The following is a 25250-nucleotide window of genomic DNA, read 5'->3' as shown; positions in this document are numbered from 1 at the left end:
GATATGAAATCAATGTGATTTCTCATCAGGAGCGGTGCTCCTTCTTAATTTACCTACTATCTTAATCTTCTATTTTACCTTCTGTTTATCTCTTTTCGTGCCCTGCAAACATGGGATCGTCCTGCCAGAGTACAACTCTGCCTTCCCTGAGTGAGGCGGGAAGGTCGATGAGCCTCTGATTTTTCGAGCCTCTGAAGCGGAGGGTGATATCGTACTCCTCCTCCACAAACCTGCCGTCTACCAGAATATCCAGGTATCCCAGCAGTTCGTCCGTGGCCTCGCAGTGCGCTCTCCCGCCTTCCGTCAGATCCTTCTCCAGCGTATAACCGGTGTAGCACCAGATATCCTTGCCGGGACAGGAGGACTTTACCTTCCTGATGAAGGGAAGAAGCGCCCGCTGGTTGGCCGGCTCCATCGGTTCGCCTCCAAGGAGGCTCAGTCCCGCAATGTAGGCCGGTTTCAGGCTGTCTATCAACTTCTGCTGCGTCTCTTCCGTAAATGGTTCGCCAAAACCGAAATCCCAGGCCTCACTGTTAAAGCATCCGGGACAGCGGTGAGTGCAGCCCGATACGAAAAGGCTGGTCCTCACACCGGTTCCATTGGCGATATCACAGTATTTGATATTGGCATAGTTCATGATTATCTCCTACAGATGAAGAACCCTGTCACGGATTTCTTCGGTACGTCCCTGGTTCCAGAACTGTGTTCCGATATATCCGCAGGTACGTCTGGCTACGTTCATCTTGGACTGATCGCGGTTCTTACAGCTCGGGCATTCCCAGACAAGCTTTCCGTCATCCTCCACGATACGGATTTCCCCGTCGTAACCGCATTCCTGGCAGTAATCGGATTTCGTGTTCAGCTCTGCATACATAATGTTATCGTAAATGAACTGCAGAACGCTGATAACAGCCTCCAGGTTATCCTGCATGTCTGGCACCTCCACATAGCTGATGGCTCCGCCCGGTGAAAGCTTCTGGAACTGGCTTTCAAACTGCAGTTTTGTAAAGGCGTCTATCTCTTCGGATACGTGGACGTGGTAGCTGTTTGTAATATATCCCTTATCGGTAATTCCCTCCACAATGCCAAAGCGCTTCTGCAGGCATTTGGAGAATTTGTATGTGGTGGACTCAAGAGGAGTTCCATACAAGCTGAAATCGATATTATGCTCCGCCTTCCACTTTGCACACATATCGTTCATATGCTGCATCACCTTCATGGCAAACGGAGTCACCTCCGGATCGGTGTGGGATTTGCCGGTCATATATTTACAGCATTCGTAGAGACCCGCATACCCAAGGCTGATGGTGGAATATCCACCGTAGAGAAGTTTGTCGATCACTTCCCCCTTCTCAAGCCGGGCCAGGGCGCCGTGCTGCCACAGAATCGGAGCGGCATCGGACAGGGTTCCCTTAAGGCGGTTGTGTCTGCACATCAGCGCCTCGTGGCAGAGCTCCAGACGTTCGTCAAAAAGCTCCCAGAATTTATCGAAGTCACCTTCGCTTGAAAGTGCCAGATCCACCAGGTTGATAGTCACAACGCCCTGGTTAAATCTGCCGTAGTATTTTGCTTTTCCCGTCTCAGGATCGACGTATGGGGTCAGGAAACTTCTGCAGCCCATACAGGTATAGCAGTGGCCTTCACCATTCTTATCAACCTTGTTCTGGAGCATAATCTTCTCGCTGATATAGTCGGGAACCATTCTCTTGGCCGTACATTTTGCCGCCAGCTTCGTCAGATAGAAATAAGGCGTTCCCTCCTTCAGATTATCTTCCTCCAGCACGTAAATCAGCTTTGGAAATGCCGGAGTTACCCAGACGCCTTCCTCATTCTTTACGCCCTGGTAACGCTGAAGCAGCGTCTCTTCAATAATCAGCGCCAGATCTTCCTTCTCCTGCTGGTTGCGCGCTTCGTTGAGATACATGAAGACGGTTACAAACGGCGCCTGGCCGTTGGTGGTCATCAGGGTTACAACCTGATACTGGATCGTCTGCACCCCTCGGCTGATCTCCTCTTTCAGGCGCTTGTTCACCATCTCTTCCATCTGGGCTTCGGTAGCGCTGATCCCTAAGCTTGCCATCTCTTCCTGCACACTCTGGCGGATTTTCCTGCGGCTCACGTCTACAAAGGGAGCCAGGTGGGTCAGGCTGATGCTCTGGCCGCCGTACTGGCTGCTGGCCACCTGGGCAATAATCTGGGTGGCGATGTTGCAGGCCGTGGAAAAGCTGTGCGGTTTATCGATTCCCGTCCCGCTGATAACGGTGCCGTTCTGCAGCATGTCCTCTAAATTGACGAGATCGCAGTTGTGCATATGTTGTGCGAAGTAGTCGGAATCGTGGAAATGGATGATCCCCTGCTCATGGGCTTCCACCACTTCCTGCGGAAGCAGAAGCCGTGTGGTCAAATCCTTGCTGACCTCGCCTGCCATATAATCACGCTGCACGCTGTTCACAGTCGGATTCTTGTTGGAATTCTCCTGCTTTACGTCCTCATTATTACACTCGATCAGGCTCAGAATCTTGTCGTCCGTCGTATTGCTGGTACGTTTCAGCGTTCTGATGTAACGGTATGTGATGTACTTTCTCGCCACCTCAAATGCCTGCTGCTCCATAATCTGGTTCTCAACGAGATCCTGGATCTCCTCCACACTCATCGTGTGCGGCCTTGTGCTGCATACCTGCTCTACCCGCTCTGCAATGGCGTCAATCTGTTCTTTGCTAAGCTGCTGGTTCGCCTGAACGACCTCATTGGCTTTGCTGACCGCCATCATGATCTTTGATATGTCAAAGACTGCTTCTGATCCGTTTCGTTTGATAATCTTCATACCCCAAACTTCCTCCTGTAACTCATTCTATATATGGTAGTATCGTGAGCCGGGCCGCTGGTCCGGCATCCATTAGTTGTTTGACAATAAAAAGCCGGCAAACCGTGCTTTTCGTTGTTGGCGGCGGTAGCCTTCACGTGATGCGTTCCGGTATCGCTTTTGCCTTATTAGTATAAGCCAGGATACAAATACTGTCAACATCAAAATACCATATATTAGTTCGTTTTTCTTTTCACACTACCATATCTTGTGTTTTATAACTGATTCTTTCAATACCATCCGTTTGGTCCCGATGCTGGGAAATGCCTGAATTCAAAGGAATGCGAGGCATTTATGGAAAAAAATACCCCGGTTTTCTGCGCCCCGCCATTATTAGTTTTTCCCATATATTACCATATCTTGGGTATGGCTGTTCCAGGCGTCCAAAATCCGGACACAGAACGGTTCTGCATCCGCGGGTTGGGATGCAGAACCGTCCAGGCCATACACTATGTTTTTTGGTTGTACCCGTTTATCAGTAACTCGGCTCAAACACGGCTTTATCTTCCAGTCCGGTATCCGTGGATCCGTCCTTGTCATACACCAGGTTTTCCCCCTGGATGTCAAACACGTAGACTGCGTCGGTTCCCTGCCGTTTCATTACCACCCTGCCGTTCTCCAGCTCATAGTCTCCCATCGGTATAGAGCTCATCAGGACTGAATATTCAAAAATAAAACGGCCGTCTTCGCCGAGCTCCACGAAGGGTTTGAGAACCTCCTCTGAAGCTACGAATTTATATTTGCCCGTTATTTCTCCCGGATTGGGCCTGAAAAAGCGGAGAGCTTCGCTGTAGATGTTATGGCCGCTCTCGGCCGGTTTTCCATCGACGGTGATCTTTACCGCATATGCGTCAAACGCCTTCAGGAACGTGTTGACAACGCCTCCCATATAGAAATACTCTCCCGAAGTTCCCATTCTGTTCAGTTTCGTGAGGAATGCTTCGTTAAAATCAAGCTCCAGGTATGTCATCCCCTCTTTTTCCGATATTTCCAATGAATTTACTTTTACGCCCTTCTCCAGGACACCTGCTTCAATCAGAGCGTCCGCCAGGTTTTCGGCAGTTAAGTCAGGAAGCAGCGCCTCTTTTGTCACCATCATCTCCACCGTATCGTTGCCGTGGTATATCGTCACTTTCGTCCCGGCTTCATCCTGTGTTTCAAGCATCTGTTTCTCTTCATCCGTCTCAATGGCTGCCCGGCTCTGTTCCACGGCGGCATCTCTGTCGGCCGGCTCACTGCTGCCCGGAACTTCTTCTTCGATCTCGGAGCTCTTTCCCGGTAAATTCGTTTCCCCGCTCTTTCGTCCCGCCGAACACGCCGTCAAAGACAGGGCCAGCGCAGCCATGAGCATAATACCTGTAATGCATTTTCCCGAACTGATTCTTTGTTTCATAATATCTCCTCCCGTGCTGCGGTAAAACGTGCTTCTTTGTTTTATTGTAACACAGGAGGGGTTTGTTTTTGATAGAGATTCTATTACGTATTCTTACAATATTTTGTACTTCTCATCATGCCGTCCGGCCGTCCACGCTCTGTTCCTCCATCCTCTCATCCTGCGGTTTTACCGTATCCTCATGGCTGATTGGAGGATTATTGGTTGGAAAACCTGGCTGTGACATTTTTTTCTCCCTTCAGAGTAATTCGGTGAATTTTCAGTATGTCCACCTCATGTATAATATGTCCTTTTAAGCTCTTTTGCCACCTGCCGCCGGACTATAATGCCGTTTACCGCGAGCGAAAACCCGGTCCGCAGAGCTTCCTTCTGCGGACCGGGTTTTCGTCATACTGCTGTCACTGTTGGGCCAGAACGCCGTCTTCGCCGACATATTTCCCGTCCGGCGTCGCCGAATTTGTCAGCATCTCCCCATTCTCATTCAGGAAATACCATTTTTCCTTCCAGTTGACCCATCCGGTCATCCTGTATCCCTGTTCGTTGAAGAAATACCATTTCCCGTCTATCTGCTGCCAGTTATTCGTCACATACGTCCCATCCGAATTGCTGTACCACCAGCCCACCGCATCACTTTTCCAGGTTCCCGCCGCAGGACCGCTGCCGCTCGGTTTATAGGCGGCCGCTGCCGTGAGTTCCGCCGCTTTCTCCGCAGATACCTCCAACGTGTCGGATTCCTGCCACTCGCCTTTTCGTGATGAATTATAGTAGGCCCGCACTTCAAAACGGTAGGTGCCGGCGCTGGTGATGTATTTTGAAAAATTATAAAAGGTCTCTTTCACCGGGCGGACAGATGTCACAAACTTGTCGTCACGGTAAAGACGCAGCTCATAATAGGAGGCGTCCTCACTGTCACTCCACGCTCCCACTCCGCTGTATTCATTCCACTCCACTTCGTCCGTGTCCAGCTCATAGTCATTGTCGTCCGCCTTCAGGGCTTTTAAGGTCACCGTCACGATCAGTTCCTCCGCACTCTTTCTTCTCACGGAACTTACGCTTCCCTTTGAACCGGTCAGGCTTACTTTTTTCTTGCCGAATCCCGATTTGAAATAGTAATCGGACTCCGCCTCCAGCGTCACCTCCACCTTGGGCTTGTCTTTGTGTTTCCACTCTCCGTTCGGCTCGTTGATCACATCCACATTTGCTATATAACATCCTTCTGAGCCGGTCGTCACCTCCACATCGGAGCCGCTGTCCTTCACCTCAATCGAGGACGCCACATCGAGCGCCACCCCCTCCACAGGCGTGCGGTCCTCCTCCGCCACGGCCGTGATCGTGCCGGCAAATGTCATTCCGGCGGCGGCCAGAAGAAGGAGCCATGTCCTGACTGGCTTTATTCTGTTTTTCTTCTCATTTACTCTTTTGTCTCTCATAACTGCTTCCTCCCGAAATTACTTTTAACGCGCTCTCAGTGTGCCGGCTCTGTCTGGTCCGATTGATCCACGGCGCCGCATTTTACCGACTCCTCGATTCCATCCTTCTTACACTGCACTCTGCCCAGTCGCCGGCAAAGTTCAGGGCGGCCTCCAGAAGCCGCCCCGGCTGGTCTGTTCACTATGATTTTACCACATTTTCCGAATTCTGTCTCCCCATTCCATATTATGATTCATTACCGTATTCCTTCTTTTGGCGCGCTGCGCAGTGCGTCATTTCTCCACCATTTCTGCGCATCGCGGTACATGTTGATGAACACGGAGGAAACAGCAGCGGCCGGATGGCACAAATTACAGAAAAGCCTGCGTTATTCTTGATTTTTTTAGCAGTTTGTGCTAAATAACTGTATAGTGTTAATAATATTTCACTATGAAAAGGAGACGATACCATGAGCTTTAGAGAAATAAAAGCAGAAGAGCTTACCTTTAACCCATTCACCAGAATCGGTTCCGACTGGATGTTAATCACAGCCGGTGATGAAAAGAAATTTAACACGATGACTGCCAGCTGGGGCGGCGCCGGAGTATTCTGGGGGAAGAATGTGGTAACCTGCTATATCCGGCCTCAGCGCTATACAAAAGAATTTGTCGATGCGAACGACACCTTTACCCTCTCCTTCTACGGTCCCGAATATAAAAAAGCCCTGAATATCTGCGGATCTGTTTCCGGAAGGGATCACGACAAAGTTACAGAAACCGGCCTCACACCGTATTTCACCGACGGCACCGCCGCGTTTGAGGAAGCGGATCTCATCTTTGTGTGCAAAAAAATTTACCAGGATGAGATGCCGTATGAGAACTTCATCGCCAAAGAAAACGATGCAAAATGGTATCCCAATAAGGATTACCACACCATGTACATGGCAGAAATACTGAAAATACTTGTAAAAGACTGATTCCCGTTGTGTGAAATCTGCTGATTGTAACATAACCGGTTTTGCTGTAGAATAACGGCGCAGGCCTTCGGCTTGCCACAACTTTCCATTGTGACAAACCGGAGGCCTGCGCCGTCTGTTTGAATCGTATCTTTTTTCGTATCTCTATTCAGTTATATTTCCCGTACCTTAATTCTTTTTACCGTTTATCCGGATGTGACGCAAATATCCGGTCTTCTATGTCTGATATCGTAATCTCTTTTAACCGTTCACGGCATCTCTGGTCCAGACCGTCGTAAATCTCCGTCATGACCCCGGCCATCCCCGATGAGACAAGGCAGTCTTTCTCGGGATCTCCGCTTTTCCATGCTGTGGTAACAAAGGAAGCCTGAAGCGCATCCGCAATCATTAAAAGATTCACCTCCGAGGCATCCCTGTGGAAAAGGTATCCGCCCTCGGCCCCTTCCTTCGTTTTAATCAGATCCGCTTTTTTAAGTTTTGCCATCACCTTCCTGATTCTGGCGGCATTTGTGCACACATTCTCCGCGAGCCCTTCGCTGGAGTAAACAGTCCCCTTGTGTGATAAAAATACAAGGGCGTGCACTGCAATTGTAAATTCGCTGGTCATATTCTCATCCCCCTTGCAGCATTTTGCTTAATTTCTCTTTCCTGCCATCGTCTGATCGATGATGCTCTTCATCATATCCTCACTGAGCTGGCCGCTGGCATATCCAAATACATTGCCGTCACGGTCAATCATAAACGTGGTTGGGAAAGAATAAATTCCATAAGCTGTAAACATCTCACCCGTCGTATCCATCACGACAGGATACGTATATCCATTTTCACTCAGGAATTCTTTGATTCCTTCTTCCGACTTCTCACTTCCCATATTCGGTGCGGCAATGCCAAGTACGATCAGGGCGTCGTCGCCTTCCGTGTCATAAGTGTCATAAAGCTTCTGGATATCCGGCATCTCGGCGCGGCACGGCGGACACCATGTTGCCCAGAAGTTCAGGAAAACGGTCTTTCCTTTATAATCCGACAGCGTATGGGTATTGCCAAACTGATCCGTCAGGGTAAAATCGATTGCAGGCATCAGTACTGGCTCTTCCGCTGCAGTCTCACCCGAAGCGGTTTCTCCGGCTGCGGAACCGTTATTTTCCGCCGTCTCTCCGCCGGCTGTCTCTCCGCTTCCCGGCCGGGGCGCATTTTCCGTTGTATCTTCAGGCGCCTTTTCTTCTTTGGAAGCCGCCTCTGTGGATTCCTCCGTACTGCCGGCGCCTGTATTATACTCAGTTCCCGAAGGCGGTGTAAGCCTTGAAAGGTAACCGGTTACAGCATTCATCTTTCCGGTAAACATCAGTATTCCCATGAATACCATCAGGATTCCGCCGACTCTTACCGTATACTTTACAACGTTCATATGGCTCTTAAAGAATTCCAGCAAAGAAGTGGTAAACAGGCCAACCGCCAGGAACGGAAGCACAAAGCCCGCCGTGTAAACGCCTATCAGCATAAAGGCCATTGCCTTTGTGCTGGCCGAGGCCGCCATCAGGAGAACACTGGCCAGAGCCGGTCCTACGCAGGGTGTCCACGCAAAGCTGAACGTAAAGCCCATAATCAGGGCAGTAATCGGCGACATGGCAACAGTATCAAGTTTGAAGGGAAGTCTTCTCTCTTTGCCGAGCATGGCGCTGGTCCCGAAAACGCCGAGCTGGTACAGACCGAAAAGTACGACGATGATGCCGCCGACCCTTGCAAACATCAGCTGGTTTTTATTAAAGAAGTTGCCCATGGCTGAAAATCCCAGTCCCAGGAGGAAGAAAGCAAAGCTGACTCCGATTACGAAGAAAAGCGTATGCGTCATTACCTTGCTTCTCTTATAATAGATTCTGCCGTCCTCTCCCCGGCTTCCGGTGCCTCCGGACAGATACCCGATGTATAACGGTATCAGCGGCAGTACACAGGGTGAAAAAAAGCTGATCAGGCCCTGAAAAAACACTGTCAGAACCGGTACACTGATATCTAATGAAAATCCCATATAGTACACTCCTTTATGTCTTGTAAAATTCTAGTTTCGTCTTGTTACAGCCGGTTTATACGGCAAATAAGTCGTTAAACGCTTCCGCCATCGTGGGATGGGTAAAGATCATGTCTCTGAGCATGGTGTACGGCGCTTTTGTATCCATGGCCATTTTGATAATATTAATCAGTTCATAAGATTCCTCGCAGAAGAGGTGGGCTCCCAGTATCAGTCCTGTCTTCTCATCGATGACAGCTTTTAAAAGGCCGTCGGTCTGCTCCAGCACCTTTGACTTGACAATATCCGCCGCGGCAAGTCTGGCAATCTTTACCTGATATCCCGCCGCTATGGCATCCTTCTCACTGAGCCCTACCCTGGAAAACGCAGGAGCCAGGAAAACGCTGTAGGGTACGGCTCCTCTCTTCTTCCGCGTATAGCTCCCGTCACCGAGAATCCTGGATCTGATGATTCGGCTGTCGTCCAGAGAAATATAGGTAAACTGAAGGCCGCCCGTCACATCTCCCATCGCATAAACTTCAGGGGCCGTTGTCATCATGGAGTCATCGGTGATGATTCCGCCTCTTGAATCCACCTCAATACCGGCTGCTTCCAGGTTAAGGCCGCCCGTCTCCGGCCTGCGTCCCGTTGCAACAAGGACCGCGTCGGCACTCAGGGTCTTTTCCCCTTCGCCGTCTTCAAATGTGACTGCCGCATTCTCCTGCGCCTGCCGCACCGACCTTACTTTTACGCCGGTCAGCACCTCAACGCCTCTGGATGCCAGGGATTTCCTCACCGCATCTGCGATATCGGCATCCTCCCTGGGAAGAAATACGTCTTCATCCTGGAGAACCGTCACCTCTGAGCCAAAGTTTGCATAGATGGAGGAAAATTCAACTCCAATGTAGCCTCCTCCTATGATCACCAGTTTCTTCGGAAGTTCTTTCAGATCCAGAAGAGTCTCGCTTGTATATACAAAAGGATTGCCTTTTATCCCGTCAATCGGAGGGATAAAAGCGGAAGCGCCGGTGTTTATAAAAATCCGGCTTCCCGCAAGCCTCGTGACCGTACCTTCATGTTCCACCTCGACCTCGTGAGATGAAACGAACCGGGCCGGGCCGTCCATTACCGTAATATTCGGATGGCTCGACAGCTTCAGGTGGTTCTTTGCACGCAGCCTTCCCGTTAGTTCATCCTTGTGTTCTACGGCTTCCCTGTATGCTGCGGCCTTCTCCTCAAAACTGCCTCCCGCGGCCGCTGCGAGCCCCGCCCGGTAGACATACGACTTGGTCGGTATACATCCGACATTCGGACAGGTTCCTCCATACATTTTAGGGGATTTCTCAATCATCACCGTCTTCTGTCCCGCATCTCCCAGCGCTTTCGCCAGTGTCTTTCCACCTTTTCCAAAGCCGATTATAATTGCGTCATAATTTTCTGATATCTCTATCGCTTTCTGTTCCATTATCTTATCTCCCTGCCGATTGATACAAAATGTGTATCTATTTTTATTACAGTTGTTATCTGTAACTTTAACAGATACAGTTTTGTTTGTCAAGGATTTTTTTGAAAGATTTGCGGCATTCTCATTTCACAACCGCTCTCCCGCTTTGTGACCGCAGATGATGATCAAAAGAAAAGCAGAGGACTTCTGCCTTGTTACGGCGGCCGCCCTCTGCTTTTCACGAATTATCATATTTTCACAAATTATGAGTGCGGATTGTCACCGCCTCCCCGCCCTCCTCAATGATCGTTCCGGTATAGTCGATAAAGACCGCCTTCAGCATATGAGCCGTCTCCTTTCGATAAATAATTCGTTCTCTTTCCTGCCTGAACATACCTTTTTCATCTTCTGTGAAACGCCAAAAAGCAGGACTTTGTTTAAATCCCGCGCATGCTGCGGACAGACTGAAACACAGCGCATACAGGAGATGCATTTTTCCTTGTCAACCGAGGACGGATTGCCGGCCGGGATTGCGCCGACGGGACATTTCTTCGCGCACAGGCCGCACTTCGTACATGATTTGTCTCCTTCCGGTTTGAATGGAACGCCGTTATATTCCCGGTAGGGGCGGTTGCCGGGAAGCCCGGCAATTCCGGCATGCTCCATGCCGCCTGCCGTCCTGTCTCCTTCTTCCGATAACATATCCTCAATTCTTACCGCAAAATCGGTCAGCTCTCTCTCATCCTCCGCATCCGGCCTTCCCCCGGCAAACTGATGCATAATGGAGTGTTCCGCGACCGCTGCAATGGCTGCCGCCGGATCAAACCCGGCCGCAAGGAGCGTATCTTCAAGCTCCAGAAGCGTATCCTCAAACGCCCTGTTCCCGTATACTGCCACCAGCACGGCTCTGGCGCCTCCCCCTTCCATCATCTTAAGGCGTTCCAGCGCCGCGGCAGGCACACGGCCGCCAAATGACGGCACTGCGATAACACAGACATCCTCCTCGCCAAAACAATACTTTGCATAGTCCTCCTCAGGAAGTGATAAATCAATCTCTTTATGTACCGCTTTCGTTCCGTCCCCTTTGCCTTCCATGCCGCGGCTGATGATCTCTGCCACCTTTTTTGTCCCGCCCGTCGGGCTGAAATACATTGTATTAAGTGTCATTCTTTCTTCTCCTCTCTCACCCAAGGACATCTCCCCATCATTTCCAACGCCTCGTTCCAGAACTCTGCAATCCGCTTCATACTGCTGCTTTCAGGATCCGGATAATAAAAGTTCTTTGTGCCGCACTGGCGCACCTCAAAGGAATCTTTTTCCATTTAGCCGCCCTCCTGAATCATCCGTCATTTACTGATTCGAAATGAATGGTCGATATTTATTGACCATTATACACAGTTCTCTCCGGAAATACAAGATTGGTAAAGAAAATCGGGTTCATTGGAAGGGCCGGAGTTACTGTTCAGCAGCCACATTAGACGGCTACAGTAAGTTTTACTGGCTTATCCACGGCAAACCCATTGTGCGATATCTGGATGAATACGTCCGCGACGGGAAATGTCCTGCGCTGGAGCGGTTCGGTTCCCTACTCGGGCTGCTGCCCGCATGGTCCGGAGAACTTGAATAGGCTGCCGAGAACCGCTTTATCTGGGAAATGAGTGACAGCCCGGAAGCGCTGAACGTCCCTATTCTGGTCTGTGAGGACGACTGTGATTTAAGCTGTATTGTCATACTTGCCAGAATAAGAAAAACAGAGGATTTCATCTTCTGGAGCGAAAATGTCAACTGGATGTTTGCCGCCGGACAAATCAATGATTCTTTTCAAGATATCCCGCAGGCAGTCCGTACCGGTTATTCTATCTGGTTTTGCATCAAATACTGTTTCATCGTCTCATAAAGAACCTTTACATCCAATGGTTTGCCAATATGCGCATTCATGCCCGCGCGTTTGCTCTCTTCTACGTCTTCGGTAAATGCATTAGCCGTCATCGCAAAGATCGGAATCTGTTCGGAGTCCGGCCGTAACAGGGCTCTGATTTCTTTGGTCGCCCTATATCCGTCCATAACCGGCATTTGTATTTCCATCAAAATCAAATCATAATATCCCGGGGCGGAACCGCCGAATTTCTCAACAGCCTCTTTTCCATTTTCCACAGACTCTATCTCTGCCCCTGTCGCCCCGATCAGTTCGATGGCAATTTCCCTGTTGATTTCATTATCTTCCGCTAGAAGGATACGTTTACCGTGGAAATCAAATTCCACCGGACGATATTGTATATGAAACAGTGGCTGCTCCCCCTCAAGTCCCGAAAATGCTTCAACCAGCGTAGACATGAAAAGTGGTTTTTGAATAATGCCCGCAATCGCTCTTTCATCCGGAGCCAGTTCAATTTCCGTTGAATCATATGCTGTTATAAGAATTGCCGGTTTATCTTTCCCTACGCGCTGCCGTATCAGACGGGCTGTCTCCATTCCATCCATACCTGCCATTTTCCAATCCAGCAGACAGACATCATAGCCGGTATGTTCCAAATATGCCCTTTCCGCTATGGCAGCGGCAATCTTACCATTGTCTGCACAGTCCACTTCGGCTTTCATCCGTTCCAACAGAGAGGCGGTATGGTTTAAAGCATCTTTGTTCTCCTCCGCTATCAGCACTCTCATTCCCGTGAGGTCTAAAGGCTCAACCTGCTTTTCCACCTTCCCAAAGGGCAGATCCACGAAAAACGTACTGCCGCTCCCAACCCGGCTTTTAAGCCTTACCTCACCGCCCATCAATTCGGTAAATCCTTTAACAATGGCAAGCCCCAGCCCCGTTCCACCGTACTTGCCCGACACACTGGAATTCTCCTGCTCAAACGATTCAAAAACCTTTGTATAATTTTCCTCCGCTATCCCACATCCCGTGTCGCTGACTTCGAAACAGAGCCTGACCTCTCCCCCTGTCTCATGAAGCGTTGACACCCGAAGTGTAACAGTTCCTCCGGAAGGAGTAAATTTTATGGCATTTGACAGGAGGTTGGATAATATCTGCTTCAGCCGCAGGGAATCTCCGACCAGTTTCTCATCCACATCGCCCGCCAGGATTGCTTCATAGCGGATTCCCCTTTGATGCGCCTGGGTGTAGTAGATATTTCCAATCTCTTCGATACTGTCCCTGAGTTCAAAGGGTACATGCTGAAGTTCTATCCTGCCGCTTTCAATTTTCGTCATATCCAGGATATCATTGATGAGAGACAGCAGATGCCGCGATGACAAAACCTGTTTTTTTAAGCATTCTTCCACCTTGAACGGATTTCCGATATTTTGTCTGGCTACTTCGCCCATCCCGATAATTCCATTCATCGGCGTCCTGATTTCATGGCTCATTCGGCTTAAAAATTCACTTTTGGCCCGGCTTGCTTTCTCCGCTTTTATTAACGCCTCTTCCGCCGCCGCGTTTGCAAGCCGCAGCTTCTGTTCATTCCTGCTCATGTTAGTAAAAAAGAATACGAATACACAAGACAGCATAATCAGAACGAATACTACCATGCCGATGGCATTCCTGTTAAGCCGGCTAATCAGGCTGCTGATGGTCAGGTTCACCACCTCATATGGTATAATGGTTAAAAGATACCAGTCCGTTCCCTGGATTGGGGCATAGTACATATACTGCCTTTGGCCTTCGATCCTATATGCCGATAATCCTGCTCCCCCGTTGGCCAGATCGGTCCGGATCGTCTCCAGAGAATAGCCCGATGTGAATTCTGCATATTTTTGGAGTTTCGACAGCACATTGGTACTCTGTGATAATTCGGTATTGTAGCTGTTATTTATGATAAATCTGCCGGAGCGTTCAATGACACTCGAATATGTCTTTGCATTTTCTCTTTTCAGGGAAAGCTGGCTGTTAATGACATTGACATCCAGTCCGGCCAATACCGCAACCATCTTCTGCTCTCCGTACCTGATGGGATTGATGGAATCTCCAATCAAAATCATATCTTCTCCCAGGATTGTCTCATTGTAGGAAAACAGGCCTGACTGTCCCTCCAGCAGACGGCCGAGAAAACTTATCTTGGATGCCGCCGGAAATACACCGTCTGTACAGTAATATTTTCCCTCCTCATCCACCAGTGCAAAGAAATTGAAGTTATTATACTCCTTTGTCCTTTTCAGGTAAGCATTTAAGGTTTCCGAGTCCCTTAAGTCATCATCTTTCATGGATGCAGCCGTAGTCCGAAGCTGGGAGAACTGACTGTTGATACTGGTCTGAAAATGGCCTATCGTCTGTGTTGTCAGCTCTCTGAGATAGAGGGTGTCCATCTCCACTCCGGCCTCCTGAGAGGCAATAGACGACGCATGAATCAGCCATATACTGGAAACCGTACAGGCAACTGCCATAACAATAAAAAACACCGTCACATACCATCTGTTATTCCCGGCTTTCCTAATTTTTTTATTCATCGCTGTCTCCTGCTACGGTAATTCGTCCCTCCAGCTTTACCTGTACCGGTTCGTCCCTGTGATTTTGAAAATACTGTCTCAGCGCTTCTCCGTACGTCGCCCCCGTCTCCTTTAAAAGCTTCACGTCCCCAGTCTTCGGAGCCGTATCACTGTACAGGTTAAGCATCGTATAACCGTCGCCGTTATTGTTTAAATATCCGCTGCTGCCTGCCATATAGTTGGTTATGGCGAGTGTGTACCAGGTATCCATTCCCACTTCGGAGCCGTCCTCTAAAAATACGGACAAAAGTTCGGCCGTTTTTCCTTCAGCCGCAGGCCGATATGAATAAGATAAGCCGGAAACCTGAAGAAAACGGCCAGACGGTATCATATCTTTCCCCTCGGTCTGGGAAATACCGTTTCTCAGCATATCGGCAATCACGGCCCCCTTTGCCTCGACCGTGATGATTTCATTCGGATAAGGACAGACCGCGTTCAGATCTTCGCCAAGAACATCTCCTTCATATAAACTGCCGCGGATTCCGCCTCCGTTGACTACCGCAATATCTGCCCCGGTATATTCTTTCAAGGCGTCGGCGATCAGATTGCCGATGGCCGTCTCCTCTTTTCTGGTATTATAATTTTCATAAAGAAGATCGTCTGCCACACTTCCAACCACCGACTGGCCGTAATCCACCTCCGGTGAGCCATTGATGCAATAATCGTCAATTGCAGCGAGCGCTTCCTTTAAATCCATCTTCTCATCTAAAGCGGAGATCATACATTTTCCAAAATACTGAACTATATTGGAAGGCAGCTGAAGGTCGTAAATATAGCCGTTCTCCACACACCCGGCAATTTCTTCAGGCAGCGCAGCCTGTACCGGTTTGTAATCCTGCAGATAAGAATAAATAGACGAAGTGTCTACCATCCATGCCTCCTGTCCTTCAGGGGTGGACAGTAATCTAAGAATCCGTATGCAGGCATCCAGCTTCTTTTTCTCATTTCCATTCGCCAGCGCTCCGTTAATCCCGATATATCCGTCCGGTTCGGAAGTAATCCACGGTTCATTTCCCTTATCGCTCAGATACGGAAGCATCGTATATTCATATTGACTGCTTTTACTGTTTAATTTCGACAGCATCTGCACATTCCCATAGGACATCACCAAAGTGCCGTTCAGCATTCTCTCTTCAACCGGCATTGCATTCCTAGTATTTGCCGATAATGTATCCGAATTCAGATAGCCCTGTTTTGTCCACTCAAACATCAGTGCCAGACTGTCATCCCATATGCCGTTGAATCCTGCCGTTCCGGCCTCAAAATCAGACATCCATCTGATTCCCGCAGCCGTTCCCAGAAAGTCCGGTACCTGCGTTCCGATAATATAAGTTCCGACCGCTCCGGGTGAAACGGTGACAAGGCCAAACATAGCGCCGTCCTCTCCGATTCCCTTTCCCTGCTCTTTTGCCGCTTTAAATAGTTCCGTCAGTTCCCTGTTTGTATCCGGCACTTCCATCCCAAGCTCTTCGACGAGCGTACGGTTCAGTATGTAACCCGAATATTGTCCCGGAAGAGGAAGATACCGCGTCTGTCCGTCAACCATGACCGGTCCGGTGATACTCCCCTGGTAAGCTGTTGCAAAGGTCTCTGCGCTTAAATCCAGGGTATAATTTTTCACCTCTCCGGTTGGAAAGGTCGTCACCACGAGATCCGTGCCGTGCCCTTTTCTGAGACGCCTCTCACTGTCGCTGTTCATAACCGCAGTTGTAGTCATTTCCACCTGCAAATCAATATCCGGATATTCCGTGTCCACCAGCTCTTCAAAATTCTTTAGATTCTTGGGATACATCATCGTAATCTTCGTCTGACTTTCCTCCGGCTGCTGCCGGGAGTCCACCTGAGTACTGCATCCTGTAACAAAAGAGAGAGCCACCAGGCTAAGCCCCCACCGAATCCATCTTCTGTATCTCATATTGCCGCCTCCATGATTACACCTTTTCGCCTCGTTCTGATATACTTATGGACAATGTAGTGATAAAAATATAGTGAGATTACCTCCCCTCTGAAACTTAAATGTCCGGAAAGGATAATTTCACTTAGAATCGATTCTTTTATATTACATCATCTTAAATTCATGCTGTATACATCTTTCTACTTTTTGCATAAAACCTCTTTATGCTCCATGCACAAAGTCCGGAATGCAAGCTTTGTCCACATAAGAACCAGTTTCTCTTATGCCAAGTTTATCACCATCAGAATAAAAAAGCAATCTTTTTGCCGGCAATGATTCCGTATATTCATTGAAGCCACCTAAATCATTTCTTGTCCTTTTATGAAACTGCTGGTATACTATTATCATATTACATATATAAGGGGAATAACATGAAAAAAATATGCCCATATTGCGGTCGAATCGATGAATTAGGCAGCGCCTGTAAAGGATGTGGATATGTTCTTCAGGTGGCCGATAAGGATGCTCCGGATGATGTCCAGCAGGATAAGGATAAGGCTCAGAAAGAGGCGGAACAACAGGGAGGCGTTTATCAGAAATATGTTTACGAGGAATATGTTTTTCATGGCACGGACGCCGCACCGCAGCCTGAGAATGTGGTAAAACGTTCTGAGTTGAAAATGCCGCGTAAGGCAGAGAAGGCTAAGAATCATACGGTGATACCGAAAGCCATGCGTCTCTTCTGGACCGTTTTCGGGATTTCTATCCTGGCTTTTGGGGTTTTTGGTTTTTTTGCCACTCTTACTTTTTACCGTACTGGCGATCTATTAAACGGCTTGGTTGGAACATCTGTCGCGGTCGTAATGAGTTTTTGCGGTTTATCCTGTATTCAGGCATTCCGAAAGAGCAGATTTTGGAAATTTGCCAAATATGCAATGATTGCCGCCCTGGTTATTGCGATCGGAATTCCGTTATTCCAGATGGTGATGAATTAATCCTTTTTATAATGAAGATGTTTAAACTCAAGAAGAGCCCCCAGTTTTGGGAGCTCTTCTGTCGATTAGCAATAAAGCTTGCGGTACTGCCGCCCGACCATCCATTGTCAGAAAAGGATATGGTTTCCGTGAAAGATCTTGCTAAGGAACCTTTTATCCTTATGGACGAGCTGGGCTATTCCTATCCGCTGGCAGCATTCAAAGAGGCAGATGTACAGCTGAAAAATCTGAAACTGACGGTCTATGACGACTATACAGTCATGGAAATGGTTCGCCAAGGCTTGGGTGTATCCATGCTTTATGAACGCATCCTGCGAGGCTTTGATACCGGTTTGACCATACGCCCACTAAAAGAAAAACCAAAGCGCATCGTTGCCATCTGTTGGAAAGACAGAAAAACACTGTCTCTGGCGGCAAGAAAATTTCTCGAACACATCGAAGATTCAAATATATTTACTTATTTGTAAATGTTTTTGGAATTTCGGCCTGAGCAGCTTGCGTTACAGGGCGATAATCAATCATGTTTCTTGTGGAGTGCCACAGCTATCCTCGGCTTGGTGCTGTTGTTATCAACGCTGATAACAATTTGAAGGCAGGAAATTGAAAGGGTGTTGGAATAATAGAAACATGGGGTATGGCGGTGGCCGTGCCCCTTAGTTTTTGTGGTAGATTATGTGGTGGTATGCTATACTTAGAGCAACAAATCGGAATTTGTGAGGATTGTATGGAGAAAAAATTAAATTCTAATCATTTAAAAATAATAGCTATCATTGCTATGACGATAGACCATATCACAGATTTGTTTTATCCCGCTTTTCCGACACAGCCTTTACCAATAGTGTTACATATTTTAGGAAGGCTGACGGCACCGATCATGTGGTTTTTTGTTGCAGAGGGATATTACTATACGCATAATGTGAAAAAATATTTGCTTAGATTAGGAATATTTGCTGTTATCTCACATTTTGCTTACTGCTTTGCTTTTGGAAATAGCTTTATTCCATTCAAAACAGGTATATTTAATCAGACAAGCGTGATGTACCCTCTATTTATAGCAGTATTTGTATTATGGCTTCAAGATACCGAATTAAAACATAACGAGTTGAAGAATGTTATCATTTTTCTTTTAATATGGAGTGCCTTTCCCGCAGATTGGAGCTGCATTGCTGTATTGGCAATCATAGATATTTATAGAAATCGGGGAGACTTAAGAAAACAGACGTTCAGAATGATGGTTTGGGTTTTGCTCTATGCAGTTGTGTCGATTTTCTTTGTAAACAAGGTATATGGGCTAATTGAAATGTTCGTTATATTAGTTTATCCATTGATGAAACAATATAATGGTCAGCGTGGAAAAGCGACATGGTTAAAATGGTTTTTCTACATTTACTATCCTACACATCTTATCATAATCGGTATTATAAGAGTGATGATGTATGGGAATATTAACATTTTGTTTTAAAAAATATTGGAAGTTGTGAAGGAGGCAAATTATATGATTGTGATAATAATTCTTACAGTTATATTTGCAATAATGGGGATAGTGTTTGCACGTGGCAAAGGCGGTTTTCTTATCGCTGGATATAATACTGCAAGTAGCAAGGATAAGGCAACGTACGATGAAAAAAGATTAAACAGATGTTTTTCCATTTTCTGCTTTGGAATAGCGATAGTAATTGGAGTCACAGGATATATTGACACGGAAGCATTTGCTGTCCGTGTAGGGCTAACACGACAAGTTCCAGCTTGTCGGGCAGAAAAGCAGGCAAAAAAAATTAGCCGCAAATCCAGTATAACACAATACATCTGACATTGCCAGATGTATTGCTATGCTTCAAATCGCTGCATTGAAAAAAGCACACATATTACCTTCATTGCACGCAACTTGAAGACCAATGTAAAGCCAGACTTGCAGTTTTAAGTCAACCCTTCCCTCATCGCAACACAACATACAAAAAGGAGCCGGAAACCTTGCTCCCGGTCTCCAGCTCCTCTATAAAATGTTTTGAGAACATCCAACATGCCAAGGCTGTTTTTAAAAGATAACAATCCTTATATTACCTTTTCTATTGCAAAACAGCAGACACTCTTTGTTACCGATACATTTACAAACACACCCCGTCATGTCATGACTCTATGTTACCGATGTATTTATAAAAAATATGGCGTTTTTCCCCAGTATGTTACCGATGTAATCTAATATTACCTTTGTATTTCTAAAGAAGCATTTTAACCGCGTTCTTTAAACCTCATCAATCGCCTTACCAATATCATGTCTCATATACTTATTATCAAACTCGATCCATTCCGTCGCCTTATAAGCGTTGGCTCTGGCATCCTTCAAATCTTTTCCGGTTGCCGTTACGCCCAGCACACGGCCTCCGTTTGTCACGATATCGCCGTCGGCATCGAATTTGGAACCGGCATGGAACACATAATAACCCTCTTTTTCCTTGAACGTATCAAGGCCTTTGATCTTGAATCCTTTTTCGTATTTTACCGGATATCCGTCGGAAGCGAGCACGACGCAGACCGCCGCATTATTCTCAAACTCCAGTTCAATCTGATCCAGTGTTCCGTCTACGCAGGCTTCAAATACATCCACGATATCGTTCTTCATACGGGGAAGCACAACCTGGGTTTCCGGATCTCCGAAACGGGCATTGTATTCCAGCACCTTCGGTCCCTTTTCGGTCAGCATCAGGCCGAAGAAAATAATCCCCTTAAAGGTCCTGCCCTCTGCTTTCATTGCATCCACAGTTGCCTGGTACACATATTTACGGCAGAATTCATCGACTTCTTCCGTGTAGAACGGACTGGGGGAAAAGGTCCCCATACCGCCGGTGTTCAATCCCTGGTCGCCGTCCTTGGCACGTTTGTGATCCTGGGCGGATGTCATGATTTTGATTGTATTTCCGTCTACAAAAGAGAGAACGGAAACTTCGCGGCCTGTCATAAATTCCTCAACCACCATCTGGTTTCCTGCGGAACCAAATTTCTTATCCATCATGATCTCTCTCACTCCGGCCTCTGCCTCCTCGTGAGTGTTGCAGATCAGCACGCCTTTTCCAAGAGCCAGGCCATCCGCCTTCAGTACGATAGGCATCTCGGCTGTCTTCAGGTAGGAAAGCGCTTTCTCCGGATCGTCAAAAGTCTCGTAACCAGCTGTCGGAATGTTGTATTTCTTCATCAAATCCTTGGAAAATGCTTTGGAACCCTCCAGGATAGCCGCATTTTTTCTCGGGCCGAATACTTTTAAGCCTTCTGCCTCGAATACATCCACAATGCCGCCGACCAGAGGATCATCCATACCGATAATCGTCAGGTCGATGGCATTTTCCTTTGCAAATGCCGCCAGCTTGTCGAATTCCATAGCTCCGATCTCTATGCACTCCGCATATTCAGCAATTCCCGCATTGCCGGGTGCACAGTAAATCTTATCTGCTCTCTTGCTCTGGGCTACCTTCCAGGCGATGGCATGCTCACGGCCGCCGCCTCCAACGATTAGAATCTTCATTATCTCCTGTCTCCTTACCTTATATGGCCTGTATATTATTCGCTATCATGTTGATTGCCTGGGGAAGAATTACCCATTCCGCTTCCTCCATAACGCGCCTCTGGAGTATCTCCGGCGTATCTCCTGCCCTGACCTCCACCGCTTTCTGAAGAAGGATGGGACCGGTATCAGTTCCCTCATCCACGTAATGAACCGTAGCGCCCGTCACCTTGACCCCGCGTTTAAGGGCCGCCTCATGAACCTTCAGCCCGTAGAAACCGACGCCGCAGAAAGACGGGATTAAAGACGGATGAATATTGATAATCCTGTTTTTATATGCAGCAATCATCGCCTCTGGTATCTTTACAAGGAAACCGGCCAGGACAATCAGATCCACTTTGCAGGCATTCACTGTCTCAAGCAGGGCGTTGTTAAACTCTTCCCTGCTGCCGTATGCTTTCGGTGAAACGATAAAAGCCGGAATCTTGTGGTTCCTGGCCCTCTCTATGGCATAGGCATTCTCATTGTTGCTGATTACGGCCACCACCTCGGCCCCCACAATGCTCCCGCCGTCGATGGCATCCAATATGGCCTGTAAGTTGGTTCCCCCGCCGGAAACCAGCACGCCTACCCTCAGCATAAGGTTACTCCCTTTTCACCGGCTTCAATGGAGCCTACAATATACGGGGTCTCTCCGGCTGCCTTTACCGCTTCCATCGTCTTATCCACATCAGCGGGAGCGACTGCCATAATCATTCCAAGGCCCATATTATAGGTATTGTACATCATCTCTTCTTCAATATTGCCCTTCTTCGCCAGAAGTCTGAAGATGGCAGGAACTTCGTAGCTGTCTTTCTTCACTACGGCGCGTGTTCCTTCCTTTAACATACGCGGAATATTCTCGTAGAATCCGCCGCCTGTGATATGGCTGCACGCTTTTATTGTGACGCCGGCTTCTTTGACCGATTTAAGCGCTTTTACATAAATTTTAGTCGGGGCAATCAGGGCCTCGCCCAGTGTGGCGTTCAGCTCCTCATAATAAGTATTCAGCCCTTCTGTCGTCAGTTCGTTCTCAAATACCTTACGGACAAGGGAAAAACCGTTGCTGTGCACGCCTGAGGATGCCATTCCGATGAGGACGTCACCGGCCTCCAGGTTTTCACCCGTAATCAGATCCTTTTTATCTACCGCGCCAACCGCAAAACCTGCCAGATCGTACTCATCCTCCGGATAAAATCCAGGCATTTCAGCCGTCTCGCCGCCTACAAGGGCCGCGCCCGACTGCTTACAGCCTTCCGCAACGCCGCTTACGATGGTTGCGATTTTCTCAGGCACATTCTTGCCACAGGCAATGTAATCCAGGAAAAACAGGGGCTCGCCGCCTGCACATGCCACGTCGTTGACACACATGGCAACACAGTCGATGCCGACCGTATCATGTTTATCCATCAGGAAAGCAAGTTTTAACTTTGTTCCCACACCATCGGTTCCCGACAGCAGCACCGGCTCATCCATCTCTTTAAAAGCAGCGGCGGAGAAAGCTCCTGAAAATCCTCCCAGGCCTCCCATTACTTCCGGTCTCATGGTTCCTTTTACATGTTCTTTCATCAGCTCAACTGATTTGTATCCAGCTTCAATATCAACTCCGGCGTTCTTGTAATCCATCTTTTTCCTCCAGTATCTTTGAATTCACTGTTCTATTTTCAACTTCTTAGTTTTCGCTCTATATGCTCTTCCAAACAGGTACGCTTATTTCTTCATCTGGGCTACATACTCTTTGTAACCAATCTGATCCAATTTCTCCGCTTTCGCAACTACTTCATTCTTCATCTCTTCGGAGTAGTCTTTTAACTTCTGAAGCAGTTCCGGATCGGATGTGGCCAGGATCTTGGCAGCCAGGATTCCCGCATTCTTTCCGCCGTTAATGGCAACCGTTGCAACCGGGATACCGGACGGCATCTGTACGATAGAATAAAGAGAATCAACTCCGCCTAAATCAGAGGTCTTCATCGGAATACCGATAACCGGCATCTGGAACAGGGCGGCACACATTCCCGGCAGATGGGCAGCTTTCCCGGCACCGGCAATAATTACTTTATAGCCCCTCTCCTCAGCGGACTTGGCATATTTAAAAAATACATCAGGCTCCCTGTGGGCTGAAATTACCGTCATCTCAAAATCAATTCCCATCTTCTCCAGGAAATCCGCTGCCTGGGCCATTACAGGCATATCAGAGTCACTTCCCATTACAATTCCTACTTTAGCCATTGTTTGTTCTCCTTTTCTGCTTGTTTATCTTCTGGATTTTCATTTGCAGTTACTCTGCGGTATGTGCAGAATAATTCATTACTGTTTGATAATAAATTTATTAGTTGTACTTATAAGTATATTTAATTAAAGTACTATTACTTATTAGTAATGATACTAGGTTTTTGGGGGCAAGTCAATAGAAATTTTATTTGCCTGCTCCACTCCTCTCTTTCTATAAGACGCTATCTCCATTATAATTTTTTTTGCGACGCCGGACAATAGTTTCCTGACTTTTTCCTATGCTTTTACAATACAGGCTTTGCCTTACTGGTCTAAAACAACGAAAAGCACGCTTCGCGAACTTTTCATTGCCACTCAATCAGAGCGCCTGCCGGAACCGGCAGGCGCTTACTCTTATCGTGACGTCCCCTCTTCAGGCACGACGGATTTTATCCGGTCATTTGTTGCCGGTTCCGTTTCAACAGTTTCTTTCTTCTCTGTCTCCTTCTGCACTTCCAGCGTAGCCTTCAGTTCCGGAATATCAGAGATGCTGATGTTCCGGTTGACCTTGGCATCATATGTCTCGCCGCGGATTACCTCCGCCAGATCGACGCCGGTGGCTTCTTTGATTGTCTCGAATGTTTTGGCCATTCCTATCGGCACATAGTCGGAGATACTCTGCACACCATCACTCCCGGAGCCTCCTCCAAAGATCGTAATCTTATCAATCTGCTCCACGGATTTGGATACCTGAGCTGCCATATCCGGCAGAATTTCAACCAGCATCTGAATAATGGCGGCATTGTTATAGAGTTTGAACGCCTCTGCCTTCTTCTGCATACCTTCCGCCTCCGCCTTGGCTTTTGCCTCAATGGCGGATGCCTCCGCTTCACCTTTGGCGCGGATCCCCTCCGCCTCCTGCTCTGCGCTGTATCTTGCCGCATCTGCGAGTGCTTTCCTCGCCTCGGCTTCTTTCTCCTGCTCGTATTTCTTTGCTTCGGCCTCTCTCTGGCGTTTGGTCAGCTGGGCAGCTGCCTCCTGCTCCACGCGGTAGCGCTCAGCATCGGCCGTTTTGTTAATCTCCGCTTCCAGGGCCTGCTGCTGTACTTCCACTTCCTGGCGGCGCAGCTCCGCTTCTCTCTCCGCCTTGGCAATCTGGGCATTTACAGTCGCAATCTGGATGGTCTTCTGCTGTTCCTGGCTCTGAATCTCGTATGCGGCATCGGCCTCCGCCTTCTTTGTATCAGCATTGGTCTTCAGTTCGGCCCTTTTGATGTCAAGCTCCGTATTTTTCTTTGCAATCTCGGTCTCGGCCAGTACCCTTGCGTCATTGGCCGCCTTGTCGGCCGCCGCCTGGGCGATGGCGATATCACGCTCCGCCTCGGCCTTCGCAATGGATGCCTCTTTTCTAATCTTACTGGTGTTATCCATACCCATGTCCTGAATCAGCCCATGCTCGTCTTCCACGTTCTGAATATTGCAGGAAAGAATTTCAATTCCCAGCTTCTCCATATCCTTTGACGCTTTTTCCATTACCTGATCGGAGAATGAATCGCGATCCGTATTGATGGCGCGCAGAGAAAGAGTTCCTATGATTTCACGCATATTACCCTGTAAGGAATCCGTCAAATCCGCCGCAATCTGATCCTGGTTCTTATTTAAGAAGTTTCTGGCCGCCAGTTTCATCTTAACCGGGTCTTCCGAGATACGTATCTTGGCCACGGCATCCACCATAACGTTGATAAAGTCGTTGGTCGGAATGTAGGTGTCCGTCTTAATGTCCACCGTCATCTGCCCCAGATACAGTCTGTCCAGTCTCTCCAGAAACGGAATCCGGATACCTGCTTTTCCGATCAGGATTCTGGGTTCCTTTTTCAGGCCGGAAATCAGGAATGCCTTGTCCGGCGGAGCTTTCACGTAGCCGCCTGCAAAGATACCGATGATTAGGACTGCAACCACTGCAATAATAATAAGTGTACCAAAATTCTCCATACATTTACCCCTCTCCACTTTGTCGTTTTTTGTAAAATGCTGTTACTTAT

Annotated in this window: 21 protein-coding genes; 5 read left to right on the top strand and 16 right to left on the bottom strand. The window is 48.0% G+C overall.

Features of this window, described 5'->3' with window-relative positions; all coding sequences use genetic code 11:
* Positions 1 to 85: 85 nt before the first annotated feature.
* The 4 genes from nrdG to V3C10_08475 all read right to left on the bottom strand — a co-directional run bounded on the left by nrdG (position 86) and on the right by V3C10_08475 (position 5686).
* Positions 86 to 637, bottom strand: a complete 552-nt coding sequence (gene nrdG / locus V3C10_08490; protein WVP63824.1) for an anaerobic ribonucleoside-triphosphate reductase activating protein — start codon at positions 635 to 637, stop codon at positions 86 to 88.
* Positions 638 to 646: 9 nt separating this feature from the next.
* Positions 647 to 2824 (bottom strand): anaerobic ribonucleoside-triphosphate reductase, encoded by a 2178-nt coding sequence (nrdD, locus tag V3C10_08485; protein ID WVP63823.1) that lies wholly within the window; start codon positions 2822 to 2824, stop codon positions 647 to 649.
* Between the two features lie 514 nt (positions 2825 to 3338).
* Positions 3339 to 4256 carry a GerMN domain-containing protein gene (locus V3C10_08480; GenBank protein ID WVP63822.1) on the bottom strand — a complete coding sequence of 306 codons (918 nt, stop codon included), beginning with the start codon at positions 4254 to 4256 and terminating at the stop codon, positions 3339 to 3341.
* 398 nt (positions 4257 to 4654) lie between these two features.
* Positions 4655 to 5686 carry a hypothetical protein gene (locus V3C10_08475; protein WVP63821.1) on the bottom strand — a complete coding sequence of 344 codons (1032 nt, stop codon included), beginning with the start codon at positions 5684 to 5686 and terminating at the stop codon, positions 4655 to 4657.
* Between the two features lie 449 nt (positions 5687 to 6135).
* Between V3C10_08475 and V3C10_08470 the strand changes: the two genes are divergently transcribed.
* Complete coding sequence (locus tag V3C10_08470; protein WVP63820.1) at positions 6136 to 6642, top strand: flavin reductase; 507 nt, start codon at positions 6136 to 6138, stop codon at positions 6640 to 6642.
* Positions 6643 to 6820: 178 nt separating this feature from the next.
* On the opposite strand, the gene V3C10_08465 is transcribed toward V3C10_08470, so the two are convergent.
* The 7 genes from V3C10_08465 to V3C10_08435 all read right to left on the bottom strand — a co-directional run bounded on the left by V3C10_08465 (position 6821) and on the right by V3C10_08435 (position 16488).
* Entirely contained in the window at positions 6821 to 7249 is a 429-nt protein-coding gene (locus tag V3C10_08465) for an Rrf2 family transcriptional regulator (GenBank protein ID WVP63819.1), read from the bottom strand.
* A 27-nt stretch (positions 7250 to 7276) separates the two neighbouring features.
* Positions 7277 to 8665: a cytochrome c biogenesis protein CcdA gene (locus tag V3C10_08460; protein ID WVP63818.1), complete on the bottom strand. Its 1389-nt coding sequence runs from the start codon at positions 8663 to 8665 to the stop codon at positions 7277 to 7279.
* 55 nt (positions 8666 to 8720) lie between these two features.
* Complete coding sequence (locus V3C10_08455) at positions 8721 to 10109, bottom strand: FAD-dependent oxidoreductase (protein WVP63817.1); 1389 nt, start codon at positions 10107 to 10109, stop codon at positions 8721 to 8723.
* 315 nt (positions 10110 to 10424) lie between these two features.
* Positions 10425 to 11255, bottom strand: coding sequence for a 4Fe-4S binding protein (locus V3C10_08450; protein WVP63816.1), 831 nt, complete (start codon positions 11253 to 11255; stop codon positions 10425 to 10427).
* A complete protein-coding gene (locus V3C10_08445; protein WVP63815.1) occupies positions 11252 to 11410 on the bottom strand; it encodes a hypothetical protein in 159 nt (52 codons plus the stop codon). Before V3C10_08445 ends, V3C10_08450 begins: the two co-directional genes overlap by 4 nt.
* 529 nt (positions 11411 to 11939) lie before the next feature.
* A complete protein-coding gene (locus V3C10_08440; protein WVP63814.1) occupies positions 11940 to 14534 on the bottom strand; it encodes a response regulator in 2595 nt (864 codons plus the stop codon).
* The gene (locus tag V3C10_08435) at positions 14527 to 16488 is read right to left on the bottom strand and encodes an extracellular solute-binding protein (GenBank protein WVP63813.1); all 1962 of its coding nucleotides are present in this window, start codon (positions 16486 to 16488) and stop codon (positions 14527 to 14529) included. Before V3C10_08435 ends, V3C10_08440 begins: the two co-directional genes overlap by 8 nt.
* Positions 16489 to 16898: 410 nt before the next feature.
* On the opposite strand from V3C10_08435, the gene V3C10_08430 reads away from it, so the two are divergent.
* The 4 genes from V3C10_08430 to V3C10_08415 all read left to right on the top strand — a co-directional run bounded on the left by V3C10_08430 (position 16899) and on the right by V3C10_08415 (position 19272).
* Positions 16899 to 17462 carry a hypothetical protein gene (locus V3C10_08430; protein ID WVP63812.1) on the top strand — a complete coding sequence of 188 codons (564 nt, stop codon included), beginning with the start codon at positions 16899 to 16901 and terminating at the stop codon, positions 17460 to 17462.
* 11 nt (positions 17463 to 17473) lie between these two features.
* Positions 17474 to 17929, top strand: coding sequence for a LysR family transcriptional regulator substrate-binding protein (locus V3C10_08425; protein WVP63811.1), 456 nt, complete (start codon positions 17474 to 17476; stop codon positions 17927 to 17929).
* A 257-nt stretch (positions 17930 to 18186) separates the two neighbouring features.
* The gene (locus tag V3C10_08420) at positions 18187 to 18924 is read left to right on the top strand and encodes a TraX family protein (protein WVP63810.1); all 738 of its coding nucleotides are present in this window, start codon (positions 18187 to 18189) and stop codon (positions 18922 to 18924) included.
* Between the two features lie 33 nt (positions 18925 to 18957).
* Positions 18958 to 19272, top strand: coding sequence for a DUF3784 domain-containing protein (locus V3C10_08415; GenBank protein WVP63809.1), 315 nt, complete (start codon positions 18958 to 18960; stop codon positions 19270 to 19272).
* Positions 19273 to 19704: 432 nt separating this feature from the next.
* Here the strand turns inward: V3C10_08415 and purD are convergent, their stop codons facing one another.
* The 5 genes from purD to V3C10_08390 form a co-directional block, all read right to left on the bottom strand.
* A complete protein-coding gene (purD, locus tag V3C10_08410; GenBank protein ID WVP63808.1) occupies positions 19705 to 20979 on the bottom strand; it encodes a phosphoribosylamine--glycine ligase in 1275 nt (424 codons plus the stop codon).
* Between the two features lie 19 nt (positions 20980 to 20998).
* Entirely contained in the window at positions 20999 to 21598 is a 600-nt protein-coding gene (gene purN / locus V3C10_08405; protein ID WVP63807.1) for a phosphoribosylglycinamide formyltransferase, read from the bottom strand.
* Positions 21592 to 22623, bottom strand: coding sequence for a phosphoribosylformylglycinamidine cyclo-ligase (gene purM, locus V3C10_08400; protein ID WVP63806.1), 1032 nt, complete (start codon positions 22621 to 22623; stop codon positions 21592 to 21594). Before purM ends, purN begins: the two co-directional genes overlap by 7 nt.
* Before the next feature lie 84 nt (positions 22624 to 22707).
* A complete protein-coding gene (purE, locus tag V3C10_08395) occupies positions 22708 to 23226 on the bottom strand; it encodes a 5-(carboxyamino)imidazole ribonucleotide mutase (GenBank protein WVP63805.1) in 519 nt (172 codons plus the stop codon).
* A 396-nt stretch (positions 23227 to 23622) separates the two neighbouring features.
* Positions 23623 to 25200 carry an SPFH domain-containing protein gene (locus tag V3C10_08390; GenBank protein ID WVP63804.1) on the bottom strand — a complete coding sequence of 526 codons (1578 nt, stop codon included), beginning with the start codon at positions 25198 to 25200 and terminating at the stop codon, positions 23623 to 23625.
* Positions 25201 to 25250 lie beyond the last annotated feature (50 nt).

The organism is [Clostridium] symbiosum, assembly GCA_036419695.1.
GTDB lineage: Bacteria > Bacillota > Clostridia > Lachnospirales > Lachnospiraceae > Otoolea > Otoolea symbiosa_A.
Note: the sequence above shows the minus strand (reverse complement) of the source record. Positions and strands in the feature narration are given on the sequence as shown.